Source organism: Streptomyces sp. LS-MS-L19, from assembly GCF_058382285.1.
In genome coordinates this window covers 9,229,224-9,248,491 of sequence record NZ_JBYCLL010000001.1, presented here as the reverse complement: position 1 = coordinate 9,248,491, position 19,268 = coordinate 9,229,224, and the positions used below count along the sequence as shown (strand labels likewise).

The window sequence follows — 19,268 nt, the reverse complement described above, 5'->3', positions numbered from 1 at the left end:
GAACGGCCTCCTACTCGTCCAGAGTGCGGGCGAGTTCCGTGGTCGCGTGGGCGATCTCGGTGTCGTCGTCGGCCATCAGGGTGCTGAGGGCCCCGCTCCTGGCCCGCACGGCCTGGCGGGCCTGGCGCTCCCAGACCACCGGGTTCTCGCGGTGGTTGAGCAGTTTGGGATAGACGGCCGCGGTGCTCTCCCACTGGCGGGCCCCGGCGATGCTCCGGAGCAGCTGGATGATCTCGGCCCGGCAGGTCACCTGGGGCAGTTGGGCGAGCTCCCAGAGGAAGGGGACGGTGGCGGCGGTGGCCTGCTCGACGACGAAGCCGTACTGGCAGATGCGCCGGCGCAGCTCACCGAGTGCGGCGCCGGCGGTGTCGGGGTCACCCCAGGCGACGCTGTTGAGGAGGAGCGGGATGGCCGCCGCATTGCCGGTGGAGTCCTGGATCTCGCCCCAGGGGACCCGGCTCAGCGCCGAGAGGGGCGTGGTGCGCGCCACCCCGGCGGAGGGAGCGGGGCTGCTGGTGCGCTCGTGGCTCGGCTGGTCCGGAGCGGTGCGCATGGCATGAGACCTTTCCGCGGCGGTCATGTCAGGGAGGAGGGGTGGTCGACAGCTTGGCCCAGACGGTCTTGCCGGCCGGTGGCCGCGAGGTCCAGCCCCACTCCTCCGCCAGGGCGTCGACGATGTACAGCCCCCGGCCGTGCTCCCGCAGGGAGCAGTCGTCGGTGGGGGTGTACGCGGGTGGTTCGTCCCCGGGGTCGGAGACGGTGACCAGCAGATGGGAGGGGCCCAGGGACAGCCCCAGCCACACCTCGGCCGTACCGTCCGCCGCGGGCCGCAGCACCGCGTGGGCCACGGCGTTGGCCGCGAGTTCGGTGATGACCAGGGTGGCGTCGTCGCTGCGGTGGCCGATGGACCAGCCGCCGAGGGTCTCGCGGGTGAAGGCGCGGGCCCGGGCGAACCCCTCCCCGCTGCACGCGACGAGCAGCGCGGCGGAGACCAGCGGTCCGCCCGCAGGCGGGCGCCGGGCACCGACGGGGTCCGGGCGCCGCGGGGGCTCACCGGCCGTGCCCGCATCACCCGCCTCCGGCACAGCCTCGATCGGCGGCCGGAGCACATGTTTCGCAGGTGATGACACGGCATCTCCCTGATGCGACGTCAAGACGGGGCGCAACCGCAGGGGTTGACGCCGGAGCTATTATCCACGCTGAAGGCGCCCGCGTGCAATTGCACGAGAAATTGCGCGAAGGGCGGGTGGGGCCACGGAGGTTGTGGATGTGCGCCCCCTCCCGTCCGAAGGGCCGGGCGGCAGCGCCCGGCGAGGAACGTGAACAGCAAGGAGACAGCAGTGCCACCAGTGCAGAACGGAGTGCGGGCGAGCTCGCTCGACGCCCGCTGGGTCAAGAGCCGCCACAGCAACGCCGAGGGCAACTGCGTCGAAGTGGCCTCACTGGTCGACGGTGGTGTCGCGGTGCGCAACTCCCGCTATCCGGACGGCCCCGCGCTGGTCTACACCCCGGCCGAGGTAGCGGCGTTCGTCGCCGGCGCGAAGGACGGTGAGTTCGACCACCTGCTGTGAGGTGCGGGCGGGGGCGGAGTGACGGCCGTTTCACCTCCCGTACGGCGACCGGCTTCTACGGAATGATGCGGTACGGCCACGCTGCGTGCGATAGTGTGAGTCGTCTCTGTGCCGGTTTACTGGGAGTCAGGATGTCTGCCGCGTCCCACCGCATCTCCCGCCTGGAACCGTACCTGGACCGGTCCGAACCGGCTCCCACGCTGCTGAAGATGCTGGTCGGCGTCCAGTTGGCGGGTTTCCGCGAGGATGCCGGGCTCGCCCAGGACCAGGCGGCGCGGGCCCTCGGGTTCAGCCCCGCCAAGCTGTCCCGCATCGAGTCGGGCAAGGGTCGCAGGCCCCCGTCCGAGAGCGACGTCCGCGCCCTCCTGGAGCTGTACGGCACCGAGGACTACGAGTCCTCGGTGCTCCTCAAGCTGCTCCAGCGGGCCGGCGAGCCGGGCTGGTGGCAGCGCTACGACAAGCGGCTGATGCCGGAGTGGTTCGACCGGCTGGTGGGGCTCCAGGAGGCGGCCGCGGCCATTCGTACCTTCGAGATCCAGTACGTCCCCGGACTGCTCCAGACTCCCGACTACACCCGTGCGGTGGTGGAGCGGGGCCTGCCGACCGCGCCCGCGAGCGAGGTGAACCGGCGCGTCGAACTGCGCACCCGGCGCGCGCAGTTGCTGCTGCGCCCCGACGCCCCGCAGCTGTGGGCGGTGATCGACGAGTCCGTGCTGCTGCGGGTGCTGGGCAGCCGGGAGGTCATGCGGGAGCAGCTCGCGCATCTCGTCACGATGGCCCAGCGGCCCAATGTGACCTTGCAGATCATCCCGTTGGACGTGACGAACGCCTCCGCCCCGGCCATCCCGATCACGTATCTGCGCTTCGGCGGCCTCGATCTGCCGGACGTCGTCTATCTGGAGCACATCAAGAGCGCCAACTTCCTGGAGGACCGGGACGAGACGGAGGAGTACCGCCTCGCCCTGGACCGCCTGGCGGACGACGCGCTCGAACCCCGGGCCTCGCTGGAGCGGTTGCGCGAGACGATGGAACAGCGCTACGGCGGCTGACGCGTCGCGCGTCGCCTCTCAGGGCCCGGTCACGTCGGCACGGCAACGCCCCTGGCACTGGACCTGCTCGGTCGCGCCAGGGGCGTCGGGGTGTGAGTGGGGGGTCAGGGCAGCCGGCCGACTCCGCCGAACTCGATCCACTCGTGGGTGAGCTGACGGGGGGCCACCTCGGAGTCGGGGCGCCAGGTGGAGACCTCCACGAGGCCGGGCTCGAGGATCTCCAGGCCGTCGAACCACTCGGCGACGTCCTTCTCCTCACGCACCCGGCCCCAGTGCCCCTGGGTCGCCTTGTCCATGAAGTCGGTGACGAAGGCGCGGACTTCGGGGTCCTCGCTGACCAGCTGGCACATCACCATGAAGCTGCCCGGCGCGAGCCGCTCGCGCACCCGGGCGGCCAGGGCGGCAGGGCCGTCGGTGTCGCTGTCGGGGATGCAGTGCATGACCGAGTTGAACAGCACGGCCACCGGCTGCGAGAAGTCGATCAGCCGCTGGGTGTCCTCGTGCGCGAAGATCGCCTCGGTCTCCCGCATGTCCGCGTGGATGACGGCGGTGCGCTCGTCCTGCTCCAGCAGCGCCCGGCCGTGCACCAGGACCATCGGGTCGTTGTCGACGTAGACGACGTGTGAGGTGGGGTCGACAGCCTGGGCGACCTGGTGGACGTTGTCCTGCGTGGGCAGACCGGAGCCGTGGTCGAGGAACTGCCGGATGCCGTGCTCCTGCGTGAGGGTCCGCACCACCCGCTGGAGGAAGCGCCGGTTGTTCACGGCGAGCCTGCGGGTGCTGGGGACGACCTTGTCGAGTTCCTCGCAGGCGGCGCGGTCGGCCGCGTAGTTGTCCTTGCCGCCCAGATAGTGGTCGTACATACGCGCGGCCGTGGGCACGGAGGCGTCGATCGAGGTGGACAGCTTCTTACCGGTGCTCATCTTTCCCCCAGCTATTGCCGCCAACTGGCCTGGCAGGGCAGGGAGTCCATCCTAGAGACACCACGATCGCCGGTGCCAGTCCGCACACGGTCAAAGGCCACGGACGAGCGACGTGACGGACCGGGGGACTGCACCGGCGGGATGCCCTGCGGGGCGGATTCAGGCGGCGTCCAGCTCCGCGAGTTCGTCGGCGCTCAGTTCGAGGTCGGTGGCGGCGAGCGAGTCGCGGATGGTCTCGGGGCGGCTGGAGCCCGGGATCGGCACGACGACCGGCGACTTGGCGAGCATCCAGGCCAGGCAGACGCGCTGCGGGCTCACCCCGTACTTCTCGGCGATCCGCGCGAACGGGGCGTGCGCCGAGCCGAGTTCACCGGCGCGGGAGATGCCGCCGAGGGGACTCCAGGGGAGGAAGGCGATGCCGAGCTCGTCGCACAGGCGCAGTTCCGGCTCGCTGGAGCGGAAGGCCGGGGAGAACTGGTTCTGCACGGAGACCAGTCGGCCGCCGAGGACCTCGTTGGCCAGCCGGATCTGTTCCGGGTTCGCGTTGGAGACGCCCGCCATGAGGATCTTGCCCTCGTCGAGGAGGTCGCGCACGGCGCCGACCGACTCCTCGTAGGGGACCCGGGGGTCGGGGCGGTGGAACTGGTACAGCCCGATCGCCTCCACCCCGAGCCTGGTCAGGGAGGCCTCGCAGGCCTCCTTGAGGTGCCGGGGGCTGCCGTCGAGGGTCCAGCTGCCGTCGCCGGGGCGCAGGTGGCCGCCCTTCGTGGCGACGAGGACGTCACCTCCCCGTTCGTGGGAGGCGAGCGCCTTGGCTATCAGGGTCTCGTTGTGTCCGACCTCGTCGGCGTCGCGGTGGTAGGCGTCGGCGGTGTCGATGAGGGTCACGCCCGCGTCGAGCGCGGCGTGGACGGTGGCGATGGAGCGTTCCTCGTCCGGCCGCCCCTCGATGGACATGGGCATCGCGCCCAGGCCGATCGAGCTGACGTCGACATCACCGATGCGGCGGGTGTGCATGGCCTTGGACCTCTTTCGGCTGTCAAACGGGACAGAGCATCTTCCAGAGTGGCCGCCTCCCGGGCCGAGGGTCCAATAGAAGAACGAGAACGGATTCAGCGACCGGACCACTGAATCGCGGTGGTTGCGCGACGGCCGCCCGCGTGTGACACCCTCACCTCGACCACCCGGTTCCGCCGGGGCCGGTCGTCGTGAGATTCGGCAGTGGCGAGAGAGGTGGCGGCATGCGTATCGGACTGCTCGGAACCGGTCCCTGGGCCCGGATGGCCCACGCCCCCGCGCTCAGCGCACACCCGGAGCTGGACTTCGCCGGGGTGTGGGGCCGTCGTCCGGACGCCGCCAAGGAGTTGGCCGACGAGCACGGCACGCGCGGGTACGACGACGTCGACGCGCTGCTCGCCGACGTGGACGCCGTCGCGGTGGCCCTGCCGCCGGGCGTGCAGGCCGAGCTCGCGGCGCGGGCCGCGCGGGCGGGATGCCATCTGCTGCTGGACAAGCCCCTGGCCACGACGGTCGAGCAGGGGCGGGCGGTGGTCGAGGCCGTCCGGGAGGCCCAGGTCGCCTCGGTGGTGTTCTTCACCTCCCGTTTCCTGGCCGAGACCGAGGCGTGGATCGGTGAACAGGCGGGTGTGGAGGGCTGGTTCACCGGGCGGGCGGAGTGGCTCGGGTCGGTGTTCACCAGCGAGAGCCCGTTCGCGGACTCGCCGTGGCGACGGGAGAAGGGCGCGCTGTGGGACGTGGGTCCGCACGCCCTGTCGGTGCTGCTGCCGGTCCTGGGCGAGGTCCGTGAGGTGGCGGCGGCCGCGCACGGTCCCGGTGACACCGTCCACCTGGTGCTGCGGCACACCGGCGGCGCGTCGAGCACCCTGACGCTGAGCCTCACGGCGCCGTCGGCGGCCGCGGGAGCGGGCGTGGAGCTGCGCGGTGCCGGTGGGGTGGCCCGGCTCCCGGAATCGTCCGAGGGCGTCGGACCGGCCATGGCCCGGGCGGCCGACGCCCTGCTCAGCGCCGCCCGCACCGGGCAACCCCACCCGTGCGACGCCGCGTTCGGCCTGCGCGTCACGGAGATCCTCACGGAGGCGGAGGCACTGCTGGAACGCTAGGCCGTCTCTGGCGCGACAAGCACAGGCTGCCGTTGACGCCGGGTGGGGTCGCTGGTGCCGTCTTGTCCCGTGCCGCCCTCGGCGGGACCATGGTGGGCATGACCACGCCGGACGTGCCGCCCTCGGGCTTCAGCTGGGTACAGGCCGACAGGGCCGCCGCTCTCTGGACGGTCAGACGCAAGTACGTGCCCCAGGTGGCCTCCGCCCACGGGGTGGCGACCCAGGAGCGGAAGGGCTACGGGACCCTCGGCGTGAACACCTGCACGGTGTACTCCCATGCCGAGGTCCAGCGGGTGGCGGCGGCCCTCGAGTCCGGCGAGGTGGTCCTCGACCCGTCCTGGCGGGCGGACACCGAGGAGGGAGTCAAGGGCGCCCGACGCGACGCGCTGACCACCTGCGGCTGCGTGGTGCTGATGCTCGCGGCGCTCATCGCCGTCGCCGTCCTGTCGAGCTGAGCCGGGACGCGGCACACTTGACGGGTCCACGCAGGGCGAGTGAGCGGCTCGTCGCGCCACGCCGGGTGGGAGTTCAGGTCAACGACCCCGCGCGGGCTGGAAGTTCAGCCGTTCCCGTACGACGGGGTAGCCCGCCCTGGTGAAGTTGGCGGCCATCGGGAAGTTCCCCTGGTCCGTCGCGGCGGAGACGAACTCGGCGCCCCGCTCGACCAGGTGGTGGGTGCACTCGGCGAGGAGGTCGTAGGCGTAGCCGTGTCCTCGGTGTTCCGGCACGACGCCGATGAAGCCGACGCACGGCCCGGAGGGGTTGTGGGCCGGGATGTGGATGCCGGCCGTGTCGCCTTCGGGGGTGTACGCGATCTGCCACCACTCCCGGGGCGAGGGGCACCAGTGGAAGAAGTCGAGTTCCTCCTGGGCGGCCCGGTCGAGTCCGCCCTCTTCGATGGCCTTGAGGGCGTGCGCGTCGAGGGTGGCGGAGTGGATGCGGCGGAGCAGGTCGAGGAAGACGGCGTCGTCCGGTTCGGGGCGGAACTCCAGGCGGCCGGGCCGTTCGGGCAGTCCGCAGTCCGGTGTCCACCGGTACAGGAACCGCTCGACCACGAGCTCGTATCCCGCCTTCTGTACGGCGGTGAGGCGGGTGTCGGCGGCCGCGTGCAGGACCGGGTCCTCGCGCCAGCCCGCCGGCAGGTTCATCTCCAGTTCGACCTGCCAGGGGGCGGTGCGCAGGAGTTCGGCGCCGGCCTCCTCCTGCCCTTCGGCCACGTCGAACCAGTTGACGTTGAGGGGCGCGGTGTCGTCGGGGCCGCCCCACCAGGCGGCGCGCGCCACGACCTCGCCGTCGCGCAGGGCGACCCGCTTCCAGTCGGGGCGGTGCCGGGTGAGCCGGTGGGACTCGCGGACGCCGAGCGGGTCGGGCAGGGCGTCGAACAGGTGGGCGTCGCGCTCGTCGAGCGCGCGGATGACCAGATCGGTCATGGGTGGATTCCTCCGGGATGCGTACTGCGTGAGGCGCTCCCGGTCAGACGAGGCACGCCGGGACGACGGAGAGGGAGCGCTGGACGGTCGTGAACTGCATGGCACTCGCCTCCTTCCGCTGGTGTCGAGGCGTGGCGGCTCACGCTACGGGATCTCCGGGACGGCGTCCACCGGCTTTCGCGGCCAACTCCGTTACACAGGGGACGACTTAACCGGCCCTTAAAGCCGGATCAAGCGCTGTCCGACCTCTGGGCCGCCATGCCGATGGTCCGTACCATCGGGCCTCGCCCCCCACCTGAGAGCGCTCTCACGAAGCTGAGGAGATCCCCCACATGACACCTCGTCACCGGCGTGGTCCCGGTCGCCGCAAGGTCCTCTTCGCCCTCGGCGGTGCCATGGCGGCCGCGCCCGCCGTCGCCGCCCTGGCCCCCCACGCCCTCGCCGACAGCAACCGCGCCGAGGCGGCCGGAGCGCTGCCGCTGACCGTCGTCAACGACACCGGCGCCTTCGACAACGCCAACGTCCACGTCTACATCGTGGGCAACGTGGACGGCCGGCAGGTCCGTGTCACCCCGGACGGCACCCTCGCTCCGGTCGCGCTCGCGGACAACGGCGCCGACGGCTTCACCGACTACGCGATCAGCCTGTCCGGCGGCGGCGAGACCCGCCTGTCCCTCCCCTACCTGTCCGGCCGGATCTACGTCTCCCTGGGCGCGAAGCTGAAGTTCAAGGTCGTCACGGACGGCAACGGCGACCCGGCCCTCCAGTACCCGGCGGGCTGGGTCGCCTCGGACCCCAACTACCAAGTGCTGCACGACTGCGCCGAGTTCACCCACAACGCGGCGGGCATGTTCTGCAACACCACCATGGTGGACATGTTCAGCGTGCCGCTGAGCATCCGGCTGACCGGCGTGCAGGACCAGACGACGGGCACCCTGCGGGCCTCCGGGCGGGCCGGCGCCTTCGCCGCGCTGCGCCAGGTCGAGAAGTTCTCACGGCTGGTCGTGGACGACACGCGGGTCATCGCGCCCGGCCACGGCCTGGACGCCGGCCTGTTCCCGGCGGACTACCTCGCGCCGTACATCGACGAGGTCTGGAGCACGTACACCGGCAGGGACCTGACCGTCACGACGAACGCGGGGACCTTCACCGGTCGGGTGCGCGGCGGGCAGCTCGTGTTCACCGGGCCCGCGCAGGTCTCCTTCGCCCGTCCCTCGACCCGGGACGTGCTGTTCTGCCACGGCGCGCTCGCCGCTCCCAACGACGGCACCACGGGATCGGTCGCCGCCGTGCTCGGCGCCGGTTTCAACCGTACGACGCTGGTCGGCGCCGCCGCCCAGCCGACCACCGACCCCGCGTCCTTCTACCGGACCGCGCTCACCAACCACTACGCCAAGGCCATGCACGCGGCCACGCAGGACGGCAGGGCGTACGGCTTCGCCTTCGACGACGTGGCCGACTTCGCGTCCTACGTCCAGGACACGGCACCGACCGGGATACGGCTGACGCTGACGCCGTTCTAGCCGGGTCCGGGGACCGGCTCGGGGTGCGGCGCCCGGCGCGCCGTAGCAGCGTAGTGGTGTGAGCGGAGTGCACGGCCGGCCGTCGCGCCGCGACCGGGACGGGCGGACCTGGCTGCGGGGCGGCGCGCCGCCGCCCGGCTGGGTGCGGGTGCTGCCCGCCGCGCTGCTGGCCGGGGTGTGCCTGGCGACCCTCGTGAGCCCTGATCCGCTGGACGTCGGGTTCCTGCTGGGCGCCATCCCGCCGCTGGCCGTGCTGTCGTACGGCCCGGCGGCGACCGCGGTGCTCGGGGCGTCCGTCCTGGCCGTGCTGAACATCCCGGCGTTCCGGCTGAACGATCCGGGCTCCGAGGACGCCCTGACCGTGGGCTTCGTGGCCGCTCTCAGCGTGGTCGTGTCGTACGTCCGCAGTCGGCGTGACGCCCAGCTGGTGACCGAGCGGGCGGTGGCCGAGGCCGCGCAGCGGGCCGTGGTGCCGCCGCTGCCGGCGCGGGTGGGAGGCGTGCGGTGTGCCGGTCTGTACCGGGCCGCGCAGCAAGGGACGCTGGTCGGCGGTGACTTCTTCGACGTCCGGGAGGGGCCCTGCGGGGTGCGGGTGGTGATGGGCGACGTACAGGGGCACGGGCTGTCCGCCGTCGCGACCGTCGCCTCGCTGCTGGGGGCCTTCCGGGAGGCGGTGCTCGACCGGCCGGACCCCGAGTCGGTGGCGGCGAGGCTCGACCGCAGGCTGATGGTGGACTCCGCGGCCGTACGGCACTCGGAGCTGTTCGCCACCGCCGTGGTGCTGGAGTTCGGCGGCCGCGCCGAGGCGGTGCGGATCGTGGCGTGCGGTCAGCCCGGCCCCGTGCTGCTGCGCGACGGGCTGGCCGTGGAGCTCGACGCCCCGGTGGGCACCCCGCTCGGCCTGGGTCTGTCCGACGGGGCGTACCCGGCCGGGCTCACGGTCCCGCTGCGGCCCGGCGACCGCCTCTTCCTGGCCTCGGACGGCGTCTGGGAGGCACGGAACTCCGCCGGGGCCTTCTACCCGCTGCTCGACCGGCTCGTCGAGTTCTCGGCCGACGGCCCGGCCGGTCCCGTCGCGCTGCCGGTCCTCGCCGAGCGGGTGTGGAGCGACCTGGTGCGCTACGCCCCCGAACTCGAGGACGACGTCACGATGCTCGTTCTCGCGCCCGGCGCTCCGGAGTCCCGCTGACCGCGTCGTCCGACTCGTGCTCCCCCTCGGCGTCGATGTGCGGGAGGATCCGGTCGAGCCACCGGGGTGTCCACCAGGCGTGCCGGCCCAGCAGGGTCATGACGGCCGGGACCATCAGCAGTCGTACGACGGTCGCGTCGATCAGCACGCTCACCGCGAGGCCCAGTCCGAGCATCTTGACCACGATGTTGTCGCTGACGATGAACGCGGCGAAGACGCTCACCATGATCAGCGCGGCGCAGGTGATGACCCGCGCGGTGATCTCCAGTGCGTGGGCGACGGAGGCCTTGGCGTCCCCGCTGCGCAGCCAGGCCTCGTGGACCCGGGACAGCAGAAAGATCTCGTAGTCCATGCTCAGTCCGAAGATGATCGCGAACATCATCATCGGCACATAGCTCTCGATGGGCACCTTCCCGGAGACGCCGAGCGCGGGACCTCCCCAGCCCCACTGGAAGACGGCGACGACGACGCCGTAGGAGGCGGCGATGGACAGGACGTTGAGGACGGCCGCCTTCACGGCGACGAGCAGGCCGCGGAACACCGCGAGGATGATCAGGAAGGCCAGCGCGACGACCACGCCGATGATCAGCGGCAGCCGGCTGGAGACGATGTCCCTGAAGTCGACCTGGGCGGCGGTGGTGCCGGTGACGTACCCCTTGGCGTCGGTGCCGGAGACTGCTGCGGGCAGGGTGGTGTCGACCAGGCGGTTGGTGAGGTCGGTGGTGGTGGCGCTCTGCGGGGACTGCTTGGAGTAGACGGTGGCGAGCAGGACGTCACCGTCCTGGGTGGGGTTCAGCTGGGTGACCGTGGCGGCTCCGGGCACGGCGCTCAGGGTCTTCTGCGCCTGGGTGGACAGGTCCGAGCGCTGGGAGGACGGTACGGAGGTCTGGTCGATGACCACGGTCAGCGGACCGTTGGAACCGGGCCCGAAGGCGTCGGTCATCAGGTCGTAGGCCCGCCGGTCGGTGAAGGAGGTCGGATCGGCTCCGTCGCCGATATGGCCCAGCTGGATGGAGAACACCGGGATCGCGAGGATCACGACGGTCGTCACGCCCGCGGCCAGATAACGCCAGGGCCGCCGCTCGACCCGTTGGGCGTAGCGGTGCCAGGTCCCGTGCGGCGTCTCGCCCTCGGGGGCATCGGTCTCGGCGACCGGGCGGCGCACCCGGTAGCGGTCGATGCGGGTGCCGATCAGGCCCAGCAGGGCCGGGACCAGCGTCAGGGCGCCCAGGACCGCGGAGACGACGGTCACCGCGGCGGCGAGTCCGAGTTTCCCGATGAACGCCACCCCGGACGCGGACAGTCCGGCCAGGGCGATGATCACCGTGCAGCCGGAGACCAGCACGGCCCGTCCGCTGGTGGCGGTGGCCCGGCCCGCCGCGCGCACCGGGTCCCTGCCGTCCATGAGGCCCTGCCGGTGGCGGGTGATCTGGAACAGCGCGTAGTCGATGCCGACGCCCAGTCCGATCATGGTGGCCAGGGTGGGCGAGACGGTCGCGAAGGTGAACGCCGCGGCGAGCAGGCCGAGGCAGGCGAGTCCGCCGATCACGCTGATCAACGCGGTCAGCAGGGGGATGCCGGCGGCGATCACACTGCCGAAGCCGATGAGCAGGACGACGATCGCGACGGCGAAGCCGATCAGCTCGCTCACCCGGTCGTCGGCGTTCGGCCGGGCGAGTTCGCCGAGCGGTCCGCCGTACTCGACGTCGGCCCCGGCGGACCGCAGCGGCTGTACGGCGTCGTCGACCCCGTTCAGGTAGCTGTCGCCGAGGGTGGAGGGCTGGACGTCGAAGCGGACGGTGATGTAGGCGGTCTTCCCGTCCGAGGAGACCGGTCCGACCTTGGAGGCGGGCGCGGAGAGCGGGTTCTGGGCCGACAGGACGTGCGGCAGCTTCTGCAGGTCGCTGACGGTCGTGGACATCTGCGAGCTGAGCGAGCTGATCGCCTTGTCACTGTCGTGCAGGACGATCTGGCTGCTGTAGCCGCCGGCCGCCGGGTCGTGCTTCTTCAGGACGTCGAGGCCCTCCTGCGACTGGACGCCGGGCAGCGAGAAGTTGTCGGAGTAGTCCCCGCCGAAGGACCGGTTGAGGGCCTGGAGGGCGACGAGGGCCACGAGCCAGGCGATCAGGACGATCACGAAGTGCCTGGCGCACCACTCGCCCAGTCTGCGCAGTGACCCTTTCGATGCCTGGGGCTGCTTCTTCGTGCTGTTGCGGCTGGTGGTGGACATGGCGTCGTCTTCCCTGCCGTCCCCGAGTGCTCAGTACCCCCATTACACGCCTGTCGCATCAGCGGGGCATCCCGGGAGGCCGTTGTCCGGACGGCTCCGGATGCAGGGTCGGCCCGCGCGTTGAATGGTGATATCGGACCCGTTGATTTCACCGGGCCGCCCAGCTTTCCGGATCCGAGGAGCCGAGATCATGCCGACGTCACAGCCCGACGCGTCCGGGCGTCCCGAGGACCGCGCCACCCCGGACGCCCTGCTCCACACCCGTACCGGCACCGAGGTGTCACCGGAGGACCTCGTCCTCGCCTCGGGCAAGGACATCACCCCGCACAGCCTGGAATGGGCCCGGCGCAAGCTGGCGGCGGAGGGGCCGGCGGCACTGGACAAGTTGCTGCCGTAGGAGGGGCTTTGGACAGGTCCCTGCCGTGGCCACAGCCGTGGTCGGGGCCCCGGATGCCCGGCTGTCGTCAGGCAGCCGGGCCCGGTGTCGCGGCTACTCGCCCTCCAGGCACAGCACTTGGACCCGCTGGACGAGGTTGTTGGCGAAACCGCCGCGGTTCCAGGGCTGTTCCAGCGGCTGGGTGTGGCCCTCCGCGTCGGTGGCCCGCGCGCTGAGGACGAACTCCCCCGGTTCCGCCCGCCAGTCGAAGTGCCAGCGCCGCCAGGCCCAGCGGTGGCCGGTGTCCGGTTCGAGCCGCGCCTCGTGCCAGGAGTGTCCCGCGTCCGTGCTGACCTCGGCCCTGGTCACCGGGGCCCGGCCCGACCAGGCCCGCCCCTCCAGGGTCACCGGGCCCGGCCGGACCACCCGGGCCCGGGACATGAAGTCCGGGAAGCCGGGCGGCACGAGCAGGGCGCGCGGTGCGATCCGGGTGACCGGCTCGCCCTCCTCGCCGGGGTCCTGCCGAAGCCGGTAGGCGACGGTCTGCTGGAACCCGGTGAACGGCGTGTCGGTGACGGTGATCTCGCGCAGCCACTTCACGTGGGCCATGCCGTACCAGCCCGGTACGACGAGCCGCAGCGGGTGGCCGTGCTGCGGGGGCAGCGGTGCGCCGTTCATCGCGTGGGCGACCAGCACCTCGAGCTCGGTGCCGGTGGCCACGTCGATCGGCAGGGACCGCTGGTAGTCCTGTTCGACACCGCGCTCCACGCCGTGGTCGGCGCCGGTGCCCACCACGTCGACGGCGCCGGGCTCCAGTCCGGCCTCGGCGAGCAGCAGCCGGAGCGGGACGCCGGTCCACTCGGCGGTGCCGACGGCTTCGACCAACCAGGGCTGGCTGACCGGTCGGGGGGTCAGCAGGGCCCGTCCGTTGCCCGCGCACTCCAGGGTGACCCGGGTGGTGACCTGGGGGAAGGCCCGCAGGTCGGCCGGGGTCAGGGTGAGCGGGCGGCGGACCGTGCCGCCGATGGCGAGCCGCCAGGGGGTGTCCTCGGGGACGTAGGGGATGTCGTAGTGCGTGAGGACGTAGTGCAGTCCCGGCGGGGTGAGGTCGTGGCGCATCGCTTCGAGGGGCAGGCCGTGGTTGCGGGCGGCGAGCGCCAGTTCGTCCCGGCCGAGGCCCTCGCCGGGTGCCGCCAGTCGGGCCGGGGTGCTCACATCGGCAAGTCGGTGACCCATGACCGCATTGTCCCGCGCTTCACCGCCCCTGTCGCGCGCCGTGCAAAGCTCGCAGGACAGTCACCGCAGCCCGCGCAAGCTCCCCACAGGCGCCGCGTGCCCCTCCGTCTGCCCCGCCTCTGTCGGTGTCCGCGCAAGCTCCCCGCAGGAGCCGCGTGCCTCTCCGTCTGCCCCGCCCCTGTCGGTGTCCGCGCAAGCTCCCCGCAGGAGCCGCGTGCCTCTCCGTCTGCCCCGCCCCTGTCGGTGTCCGCGCAAGCTCCCCGCAGTCGTCGCGATCCGCGCAGACGGCTCCGCCGCTATTGCGGTCCCCGCACCTTCCCCGCAGTTGTCGCCGTCCGCGAAACCTCCCCGGCAGGAGTAGCCGTCCGCAAGCTCCCCGCACGCCGTGGCGGTCCGCGCAGTCTGCCCGGCCGCTGTTGCGGTCCGCGCACCCTCCCGCGCCGTCGCGGTCCGCGCAGGCTCTCTCCCCCCGGCTGGCGCGGTAAGCGGGGGAGCCTCTCCGCCGCCCTCGCGGTCCACGCAATCCGCCCGCCACCCTCACGGCCCACGCAATCAGCCCCGCCACCCTCACGGTCACCGCACCTTTGCGCGCCACCCTCACGGTCACCGCACCTTCGCCCGCCACCCTCACGGTCACCGCACCTTCGCCCGCCACCCTCACGGTCACCGCACCTTCGCCCGCCACCCTCACGGTCACCGCACCTTCGCCCGCCACCCTCACGGTCACCGCGCCTTCGCGTGCCGCCGTCGCCGTTCGCGAGATCTCCCCCGGCACGCATCGCGGTCCGCAAGGTCCCCGTCGTCGCGGTCCACGGAGTCTCCCCGGCGGCCCCACGACAACGTCCCCGTCACCCCGGCCCGTTCACACGCACTGCCGGTTGACCGTTCACCCTTTCGGAAAGGACCTCCCGGCTGCCAGACTTCCGAGGGTGCCCGACTTCGACATGCTCGTCATCGGATCCGGTCCGGGTGGTCAGAAGGCCGCCATCGCCGCGGCCAAGCTGGGCCGCCGGGTCGCCGTCGTCGACCGCCCCGACATGGTCGGCGGGGTCTCCATCCACACCGGCACCATCCCCTCCAAGACCCTGCGCGAGGCGGTGCTGTACCTGACCGGCCTCACCCAGCGCGACCTGTACGGACAGAGCTACCGGCTCAAGGAGGACATCACCGTCGCCGACCTGACCGCGCGCACCCAGCACGTGGTGGGCCGCGAGGTCGACGTGATCCGCAGCCAGCTCTCCCGCAACCACATCGCCCTGTTCGCCGGCACCGGCCGCTTCGTCGACGACCACACGATCGCCCTGCGCGAGGTCACCGGCCACGAACGACTGCTCAGCGCCGAGCACATCGTCATCGCGACCGGCACCCGGCCCGCCCGGCCCGACAGCGTCGAGTTCGACGGCCGGACCATCATGGACTCGGACAACGTCCTGAACCTGGAACGGGTCCCGCGCTCCATGGTCATCGTGGGCGCCGGCGTCATCGGCATGGAGTACGCGTCGATGTTCGCCGCGCTCGGCAGCAAGATCACGGTGGTCGAGAAGCGCGCCGGGATGCTCGACATGTGCGACGTCGAGGTGATCGAGTCGCTCAAGTACCACCTGCGGGACCTGGCGGTGACGTTCCGGTTCGGGGAGACCGTGGCCGCGGTGGAACGGCATCCCCGCGGCACGCTGACCATTCTGGAAAGCGGTAAGAAGATCCCGGCCGACGCGGTGATGTACTCGGCCGGCCGCCAGGGGCTCACCGACGGCCTCGACCTCGACAAGGCGGGCCTGTCGGCGGATCCACGCGGGCGGATCACGGTCGACGAGCACTACCGCACCGAGGTGCCGCACATCTACGCCGTCGGCGACGTGATCGGTTTCCCGGCGCTCGCGGCGACCTCGATGGAGCAGGGGCGGTCGGCGGCCTACCACGCCTTCGGTGAGCCGGTGGGTCAGATGCACCACCTCCAGCCGATCGGCATCTACACCATCCCGGAGATCAGTTTCGTGGGCCGGACGGAGGACCAGCTCACCGAGGACCGCGTGCCGTTCGAGGTCGGCATCTCCCGCTACCGGGAGCTGGCCCGCGGCCAGATCATCGGCGACTCGCACGGCATGCTGAAACTGCTGGTCTCCGCCGAGGACCGCACTCTGCTCGGCGTGCACTGCTTCGGCTCCGGCGCCACCGAACTGATCCACATCGGCCAGTCCGTGATGGGCTGCGGCGGCACCGTCGACTACCTGGTCGACGCGGTGTTCAACTACCCGACCCTCGCGGAGTCGTACAAGGTGGCCGCCCTGGACGCCACGAACAAGCTGCGCCAGATCGACCGGATCGGGGACTGAACCCGCGACCTCCAGTGCCTCAGAGCTGCTCCGGGTCCTCGATCACGTGCACCGCCGCCTCCTCGGCGCCGGCCGCGCCCGCGTCGATGCCCACGTCGGTGGCGACCTCCTCCTTGGTGGTCGCCGAGTGGGCGCCCTCGTCGGGGGCGACCAGGCGTCCGGCGCGGTCGGTGCCGGCCTGCGGATCGACCGGCTCGCCCTCGCCGCCGGGCAGGTCGCCCACCCCGTCGCCGAGGGGCTCGCCTGCCTCGGGGACCTCCTGGGCGAGGCGCTCGTCGAGGGTCTCGCCGTCGTGCTGTTCGGCCGCCGTGGTGCCGTGCCGGGTGACGCCGAGGGGCTTCTCCGGTGGCGAGTAGCCTTCGTCGAGGGTGTCGTCGTAGGTCCGCTCGTCGAGGGCGTCCTGGAGGTCGAGCGGCGCCGCGTCCTCCTGCTCCTCGTTGGTACCGGTGGGCTGGTAGACGTCGTCGGCCATCGGGTCGCCGGACATGGGACGCTCCTTCACGCACGGGGTTGATCGGCGGTCCTGATCCGCGTTTCCCCGAACGCGCTCTCCAACCTCAAAAGGTGCGCGGAGTGGGCATTCCACGGTTCGGAAGGTTACCCCCCAGTTAATCTTGAAGGCTCAAGGAATGGGGCTATTATCACTCGCACACGCGGAGTGACCGTCCGTCGACGCAGCGGCCGTACGGTCCTGCGCACCCTCGTTTCCTTGCTTCACCACCCCTGGCCGAGGCCATCCCTCTCCGGTCCCGGGGCGGAGCCACCCCCTACCCTCTTTGCGCCGTGCGGGCGCCGGTGTCCGTGCGTCGTGCCCTACGGAAAGCAGCGCAACACATGAGCATCAACAGGGGCAGAGGGCTCCAGGCCAACGCCCTCGGCACGTTCGACACCGTGGTCATGGCCGTGGCGGGCAGCGCGCCGGCGTACTCGATCGCGGCGACCACCGCGGTCCTGGTCGGCGCGGTGGGTCTGGCCAGCCCCGCGGCACTGCTGTACTGCGCGATACCCATGCTGGGCATCGCTCTCGCGTTCAGCTATCTCAGCCGCATCGACGTGAACGCGGGCGCCAGTTACTCCTGGGTGGGCCGCACGCTCCATCCCTTTCTGGGCTTCGTCAGCGGCTGGGCGCTGGTGATCTCGGCGACCATCTTCATGGTGGCCGGGTCGCTGCCCGCCGGTTCGATGACGCTGGCCCTCTTCGACCAGGACCTCGCGGACAACACCGCGCTGTCGACCGTCGTGGGCGCGGCCTGGTTCGTGCTGATGCTGCTGGTGGTGCTCGGCGGCGCCCGGCTCACGGTGCGCGCCCAGCTCATCATGTCCGGCGTCGAACTCGCGATCCTGGCGCTGTTCGCGGTGCTCGCCCTCTTCCACACGGGCAGCGCCCGCGCCTTCGAGTGGTCCTGGCTGGGCTTCGGCCACTTCGACGGGATGCAGGGCTTCGCCTCGGGCGCGCTGATCGCCGCGTTCTACTACTGGGGCTGGGACGTCACCAGCAATCTCAGCGAGGAGACCCGCAACAGCCGCCGTACGACGGGACTCGCGGGCCTCATCGGGGTCGGCATCGTCTTCCTGCTGTTCGAGGTGTTCACCATCGCGGTGAACGTCATCCTCACCTCGAAGCAGATCGAGGACAACGACGCCAACGTCCTTGCCGTACTGGGCGAGGAGGTCTGGCCGGGCTGGGGCGGCAAGCTGCTGATCGTCGCGGTGATGCTGTCGACGATCGCCACCCTGGAGACCACGCTGATCCAGGTCACGCGGTCCCTGTTCGCGATGGGCCGGGACCGCACGATGCCGTCCGTGCTGGGCCGGGTGCACCGCCGCTGGAACACCCCGTGGGTGGCGATCGTGGTGGTCGGCGCGGTGGCGCTGATGATGTTCATCGCCTCCAACGCCCTAGGCTCGGTGGGCGACATCCTCTCCGACGCGATCTCCGCGATCGGCCTCCAGATCGCCGTCTACTACGGCCTGACGGGCCTCGCCGTCGTCGTCGCGTACCGCAAGATGCTGCTGAAGTCCCCGACCGACTTCCTGCTCGGCGGTCTGTGGCCGCTGCTGGGCGCCCTGTTCATGTTCTGGGTCTTCGTGGAGTCGCTGGGCGAGCTGAGCACGGCCGCGATCTCGATCGGCGTGGGCGGGCTGGCCGTGGGTCTGGTCCCGATGTTCTGGTACTGGAGGCGGGGCAGCGACTACTACCGGCCCGCACGGCTTGACGCGAGCCGTACTGTCGAGGCGGACTACGTTCCCGACGGCGGGGCGACCGGGCCCTCGCTGGTCCACGAGGGTCTCCCCACCGACTTCTGAGGGGTTGTGCGATGGCGAGAGACCGATTCGCCCCCGAGTTCGACCCCGACTGCGGGGACGTCCCCCTCACCACCGCCCGACAGGACATCGTGATCGGCCGCTGGCAGGGGCTGCGTGAACTGCTGCGTGCCACCGGGCCCGACTGGCTCTCGCGGGGACACCGGGTCCGGATGCTGGCACAGGCCTGTGCGGGCAGTTCGACGGTGGAGTCGTGGCTGGCGGCCGAGCCGCACAACGGCGACGCGCTGGTGCTGCGGGCGGCCACCGAGACGGCCAGGGCGTTCAACCTGGCCATCGCGGCGGGCCGGGGGGTGCCGATCGACCAGCGCCGCATCGACGCCGCGGTGATGGCCTGTCTCCAGGCCTCCGAGGCGTTCGTGGACGACCCGACGCCGTGGATCTCCCTGATCTCGGTGGCGCGGCTGTACCCCGCCGGGGTGCGGCGGCAGGAACTCGGGCGCTGGTGGGACGAGTTGCACGCGCGGGACCCGTACAGCGTGGAGGGGCACCTGCAGATCCTGCACTACTACTCGTCACGCTGGCACGGCTCGAACGGCCTGATGTACGACTTCGCCCGCGACGCGGCCGGGGTGGCGCCGCCGGGTTCCGCGCTGCCGGTGCTGGTCCAGTACGCGCGGGTCGAGGAGTACCGGTCGGCGGTGGACGCGGCCGACGGGGACCGCCCCGCTTCGGTGGGGCTCGGACAGCACTGGAAGCACGACGGGGCGGTCAGTGACGTACGGCGGACCTGGCAGCGCTGGATCATGGGCCGCAGCGACCACACCGTCGTCCCCGGCGAGCTCCGCGACCTCAACTACCTGGCCCACGCGGCCTGTCTGGCCGGTGTCCAGGAGGTCGCCGTCCCGCTCCTGCGCATGCTGGACCGCCGCGGCACCCGCACGCCGTGGTCGTACACCGGTGAGGCGGAACAGCAGTTCACCAAGTGGCGCAAGGACTTCAAGGTGCGCACCTGAGCGGCCG

Annotated in this window: 18 protein-coding genes; 10 read left to right on the top strand and 8 right to left on the bottom strand. The window is 71.6% G+C overall.

Annotated features, from left to right (window positions below):
• Positions 1 to 10 precede the first annotated feature (10 nt).
• Together AC2XR2_RS41295 and AC2XR2_RS41290 are read right to left on the bottom strand one after the other, a co-directional pair.
• Entirely contained in the window at positions 11 to 553 is a 543-nt protein-coding gene (locus tag AC2XR2_RS41295) for a hypothetical protein (RefSeq protein WP_491517939.1), read from the bottom strand.
• 28 nt (positions 554 to 581) lie between these two features.
• Positions 582 to 1,130 carry an ATP-binding protein gene (locus tag AC2XR2_RS41290; RefSeq protein ID WP_491517938.1) on the bottom strand — a complete coding sequence of 183 codons (549 nt, stop codon included), beginning with the start codon at positions 1,128 to 1,130 and terminating at the stop codon, positions 582 to 584.
• Between the two features lie 210 nt (positions 1,131 to 1,340).
• Between AC2XR2_RS41290 and AC2XR2_RS41285 the strand changes: the two genes are divergently transcribed.
• Positions 1,341 to 1,571 carry a DUF397 domain-containing protein gene (locus AC2XR2_RS41285; protein WP_123765701.1) on the top strand — a complete coding sequence of 77 codons (231 nt, stop codon included), beginning with the start codon at positions 1,341 to 1,343 and terminating at the stop codon, positions 1,569 to 1,571.
• A 131-nt stretch (positions 1,572 to 1,702) separates the two neighbouring features.
• Positions 1,703 to 2,620, top strand: coding sequence for a helix-turn-helix domain-containing protein (locus AC2XR2_RS41280; protein WP_491517937.1), 918 nt, complete (start codon positions 1,703 to 1,705; stop codon positions 2,618 to 2,620).
• A gap of 104 nt (positions 2,621 to 2,724) precedes the next feature.
• On the opposite strand, the gene AC2XR2_RS41275 is transcribed toward AC2XR2_RS41280, so the two are convergent.
• Both AC2XR2_RS41275 and AC2XR2_RS41270 read right to left on the bottom strand, forming a co-directional pair.
• Positions 2,725 to 3,543, bottom strand: a complete 819-nt coding sequence (locus tag AC2XR2_RS41275; RefSeq protein ID WP_491517936.1) for an SAM-dependent methyltransferase — start codon at positions 3,541 to 3,543, stop codon at positions 2,725 to 2,727.
• A 159-nt stretch (positions 3,544 to 3,702) separates the two neighbouring features.
• The gene (locus tag AC2XR2_RS41270) at positions 3,703 to 4,560 is read right to left on the bottom strand and encodes an aldo/keto reductase (RefSeq protein ID WP_491517935.1); all 858 of its coding nucleotides are present in this window, start codon (positions 4,558 to 4,560) and stop codon (positions 3,703 to 3,705) included.
• Between the two features lie 224 nt (positions 4,561 to 4,784).
• Here AC2XR2_RS41270 and AC2XR2_RS41265 point away from each other — a divergent pair, with 224 nt between their 5' ends.
• Both AC2XR2_RS41265 and AC2XR2_RS41260 read left to right on the top strand, forming a co-directional pair.
• The gene (locus AC2XR2_RS41265) at positions 4,785 to 5,663 is read left to right on the top strand and encodes a Gfo/Idh/MocA family protein (RefSeq protein ID WP_381298166.1); all 879 of its coding nucleotides are present in this window, start codon (positions 4,785 to 4,787) and stop codon (positions 5,661 to 5,663) included.
• Positions 5,664 to 5,761: 98 nt separating this feature from the next.
• Entirely contained in the window at positions 5,762 to 6,118 is a 357-nt protein-coding gene (locus tag AC2XR2_RS41260; RefSeq protein WP_491517934.1) for a hypothetical protein, read from the top strand.
• 78 nt (positions 6,119 to 6,196) lie between these two features.
• Here AC2XR2_RS41260 and AC2XR2_RS41255 read toward each other — a convergent pair whose 3' ends face one another.
• Positions 6,197 to 7,093 carry a GNAT family N-acetyltransferase gene (locus tag AC2XR2_RS41255; protein ID WP_491517933.1) on the bottom strand — a complete coding sequence of 299 codons (897 nt, stop codon included), beginning with the start codon at positions 7,091 to 7,093 and terminating at the stop codon, positions 6,197 to 6,199.
• A gap of 332 nt (positions 7,094 to 7,425) precedes the next feature.
• Between AC2XR2_RS41255 and AC2XR2_RS41250 the strand changes: the two genes are divergently transcribed.
• Entirely contained in the window at positions 7,426 to 8,616 is a 1,191-nt protein-coding gene (locus AC2XR2_RS41250; protein ID WP_491517932.1) for a beta-1,3-glucanase family protein, read from the top strand.
• A gap of 58 nt (positions 8,617 to 8,674) precedes the next feature.
• The gene (locus tag AC2XR2_RS41245; protein ID WP_381298158.1) at positions 8,675 to 9,805 is read left to right on the top strand and encodes a PP2C family protein-serine/threonine phosphatase; all 1,131 of its coding nucleotides are present in this window, start codon (positions 8,675 to 8,677) and stop codon (positions 9,803 to 9,805) included.
• Here AC2XR2_RS41245 and AC2XR2_RS41240 read toward each other — a convergent pair.
• Positions 9,762 to 12,035, bottom strand: a complete 2,274-nt coding sequence (locus tag AC2XR2_RS41240; protein ID WP_491517931.1) for an MMPL family transporter — start codon at positions 12,033 to 12,035, stop codon at positions 9,762 to 9,764. The two genes, AC2XR2_RS41245 and AC2XR2_RS41240, sit on opposite strands and share 44 nt — an antisense overlap.
• 190 nt (positions 12,036 to 12,225) lie before the next feature.
• On the opposite strand from AC2XR2_RS41240, the gene AC2XR2_RS41235 reads away from it, so the two are divergent.
• Positions 12,226 to 12,432 (top strand): hypothetical protein, encoded by a 207-nt coding sequence (locus tag AC2XR2_RS41235; protein WP_330262462.1) that lies wholly within the window; start codon positions 12,226 to 12,228, stop codon positions 12,430 to 12,432.
• A gap of 93 nt (positions 12,433 to 12,525) precedes the next feature.
• On the opposite strand, the gene AC2XR2_RS41230 is transcribed toward AC2XR2_RS41235, so the two are convergent.
• Positions 12,526 to 13,647 carry a sulfite oxidase gene (locus AC2XR2_RS41230; protein ID WP_491517930.1) on the bottom strand — a complete coding sequence of 374 codons (1,122 nt, stop codon included), beginning with the start codon at positions 13,645 to 13,647 and terminating at the stop codon, positions 12,526 to 12,528.
• Between the two features lie 929 nt (positions 13,648 to 14,576).
• On the opposite strand from AC2XR2_RS41230, the gene sthA reads away from it, so the two are divergent.
• Entirely contained in the window at positions 14,577 to 15,980 is a 1,404-nt protein-coding gene (gene sthA, locus AC2XR2_RS41225; RefSeq protein ID WP_491517929.1) for a Si-specific NAD(P)(+) transhydrogenase, read from the top strand.
• A 19-nt stretch (positions 15,981 to 15,999) separates the two neighbouring features.
• On the opposite strand, the gene AC2XR2_RS41220 is transcribed toward sthA, so the two are convergent.
• Complete coding sequence (locus tag AC2XR2_RS41220; protein ID WP_330262465.1) at positions 16,000 to 16,467, bottom strand: DUF5709 domain-containing protein; 468 nt, start codon at positions 16,465 to 16,467, stop codon at positions 16,000 to 16,002.
• Positions 16,468 to 16,814: 347 nt separating this feature from the next.
• Here AC2XR2_RS41220 and AC2XR2_RS41215 point away from each other — a divergent pair, with 347 nt between their 5' ends.
• Together AC2XR2_RS41215 and AC2XR2_RS41210 are read left to right on the top strand one after the other, a co-directional pair.
• The gene (locus AC2XR2_RS41215) at positions 16,815 to 18,287 is read left to right on the top strand and encodes an APC family permease (RefSeq protein ID WP_381298150.1); all 1,473 of its coding nucleotides are present in this window, start codon (positions 16,815 to 16,817) and stop codon (positions 18,285 to 18,287) included.
• Between the two features lie 11 nt (positions 18,288 to 18,298).
• Positions 18,299 to 19,261 carry a hypothetical protein gene (locus AC2XR2_RS41210; protein ID WP_381298148.1) on the top strand — a complete coding sequence of 321 codons (963 nt, stop codon included), beginning with the start codon at positions 18,299 to 18,301 and terminating at the stop codon, positions 19,259 to 19,261.
• Positions 19,262 to 19,268 lie beyond the last annotated feature (7 nt).

Bases quoted from the DNA above. Each gene is read 5' to 3' on its own strand.
- AC2XR2_RS41230 (WP_491517930.1), bottom strand. From the start codon at position 13,647: ATGGGTCACCGACTTGCCGATGTGAGCACCCCGGCCCGACTGGCGGCA.
- AC2XR2_RS41210 (WP_381298148.1), top strand. From the start codon at position 18,299: ATGGCGAGAGACCGATTCGCCCCCGAGTTCGACCCCGACTGCGGGGAC.
- AC2XR2_RS41240 (WP_491517931.1), bottom strand. From the start codon at position 12,035: ATGTCCACCACCAGCCGCAACAGCACGAAGAAGCAGCCCCAGGCATCG.
- AC2XR2_RS41270 (WP_491517935.1), bottom strand. From the start codon at position 4,560: ATGCACACCCGCCGCATCGGTGATGTCGACGTCAGCTCGATCGGCCTG.
- AC2XR2_RS41295 (WP_491517939.1), bottom strand. From the start codon at position 553: ATGCGCACCGCTCCGGACCAGCCGAGCCACGAGCGCACCAGCAGCCCC.
- AC2XR2_RS41280 (WP_491517937.1), top strand. From the start codon at position 1,703: ATGTCTGCCGCGTCCCACCGCATCTCCCGCCTGGAACCGTACCTGGAC.
- AC2XR2_RS41275 (WP_491517936.1), bottom strand. From the start codon at position 3,543: ATGAGCACCGGTAAGAAGCTGTCCACCTCGATCGACGCCTCCGTGCCC.
- AC2XR2_RS41220 (WP_330262465.1), bottom strand. From the start codon at position 16,467: ATGTCCGGCGACCCGATGGCCGACGACGTCTACCAGCCCACCGGTACC.
- AC2XR2_RS41215 (WP_381298150.1), top strand. From the start codon at position 16,815: ATGAGCATCAACAGGGGCAGAGGGCTCCAGGCCAACGCCCTCGGCACG.
- AC2XR2_RS41255 (WP_491517933.1), bottom strand. From the start codon at position 7,093: ATGACCGATCTGGTCATCCGCGCGCTCGACGAGCGCGACGCCCACCTG.
- AC2XR2_RS41235 (WP_330262462.1), top strand. From the start codon at position 12,226: ATGCCGACGTCACAGCCCGACGCGTCCGGGCGTCCCGAGGACCGCGCC.
- AC2XR2_RS41265 (WP_381298166.1), top strand. From the start codon at position 4,785: ATGCGTATCGGACTGCTCGGAACCGGTCCCTGGGCCCGGATGGCCCAC.
- AC2XR2_RS41250 (WP_491517932.1), top strand. From the start codon at position 7,426: ATGACACCTCGTCACCGGCGTGGTCCCGGTCGCCGCAAGGTCCTCTTC.
- AC2XR2_RS41260 (WP_491517934.1), top strand. From the start codon at position 5,762: ATGACCACGCCGGACGTGCCGCCCTCGGGCTTCAGCTGGGTACAGGCC.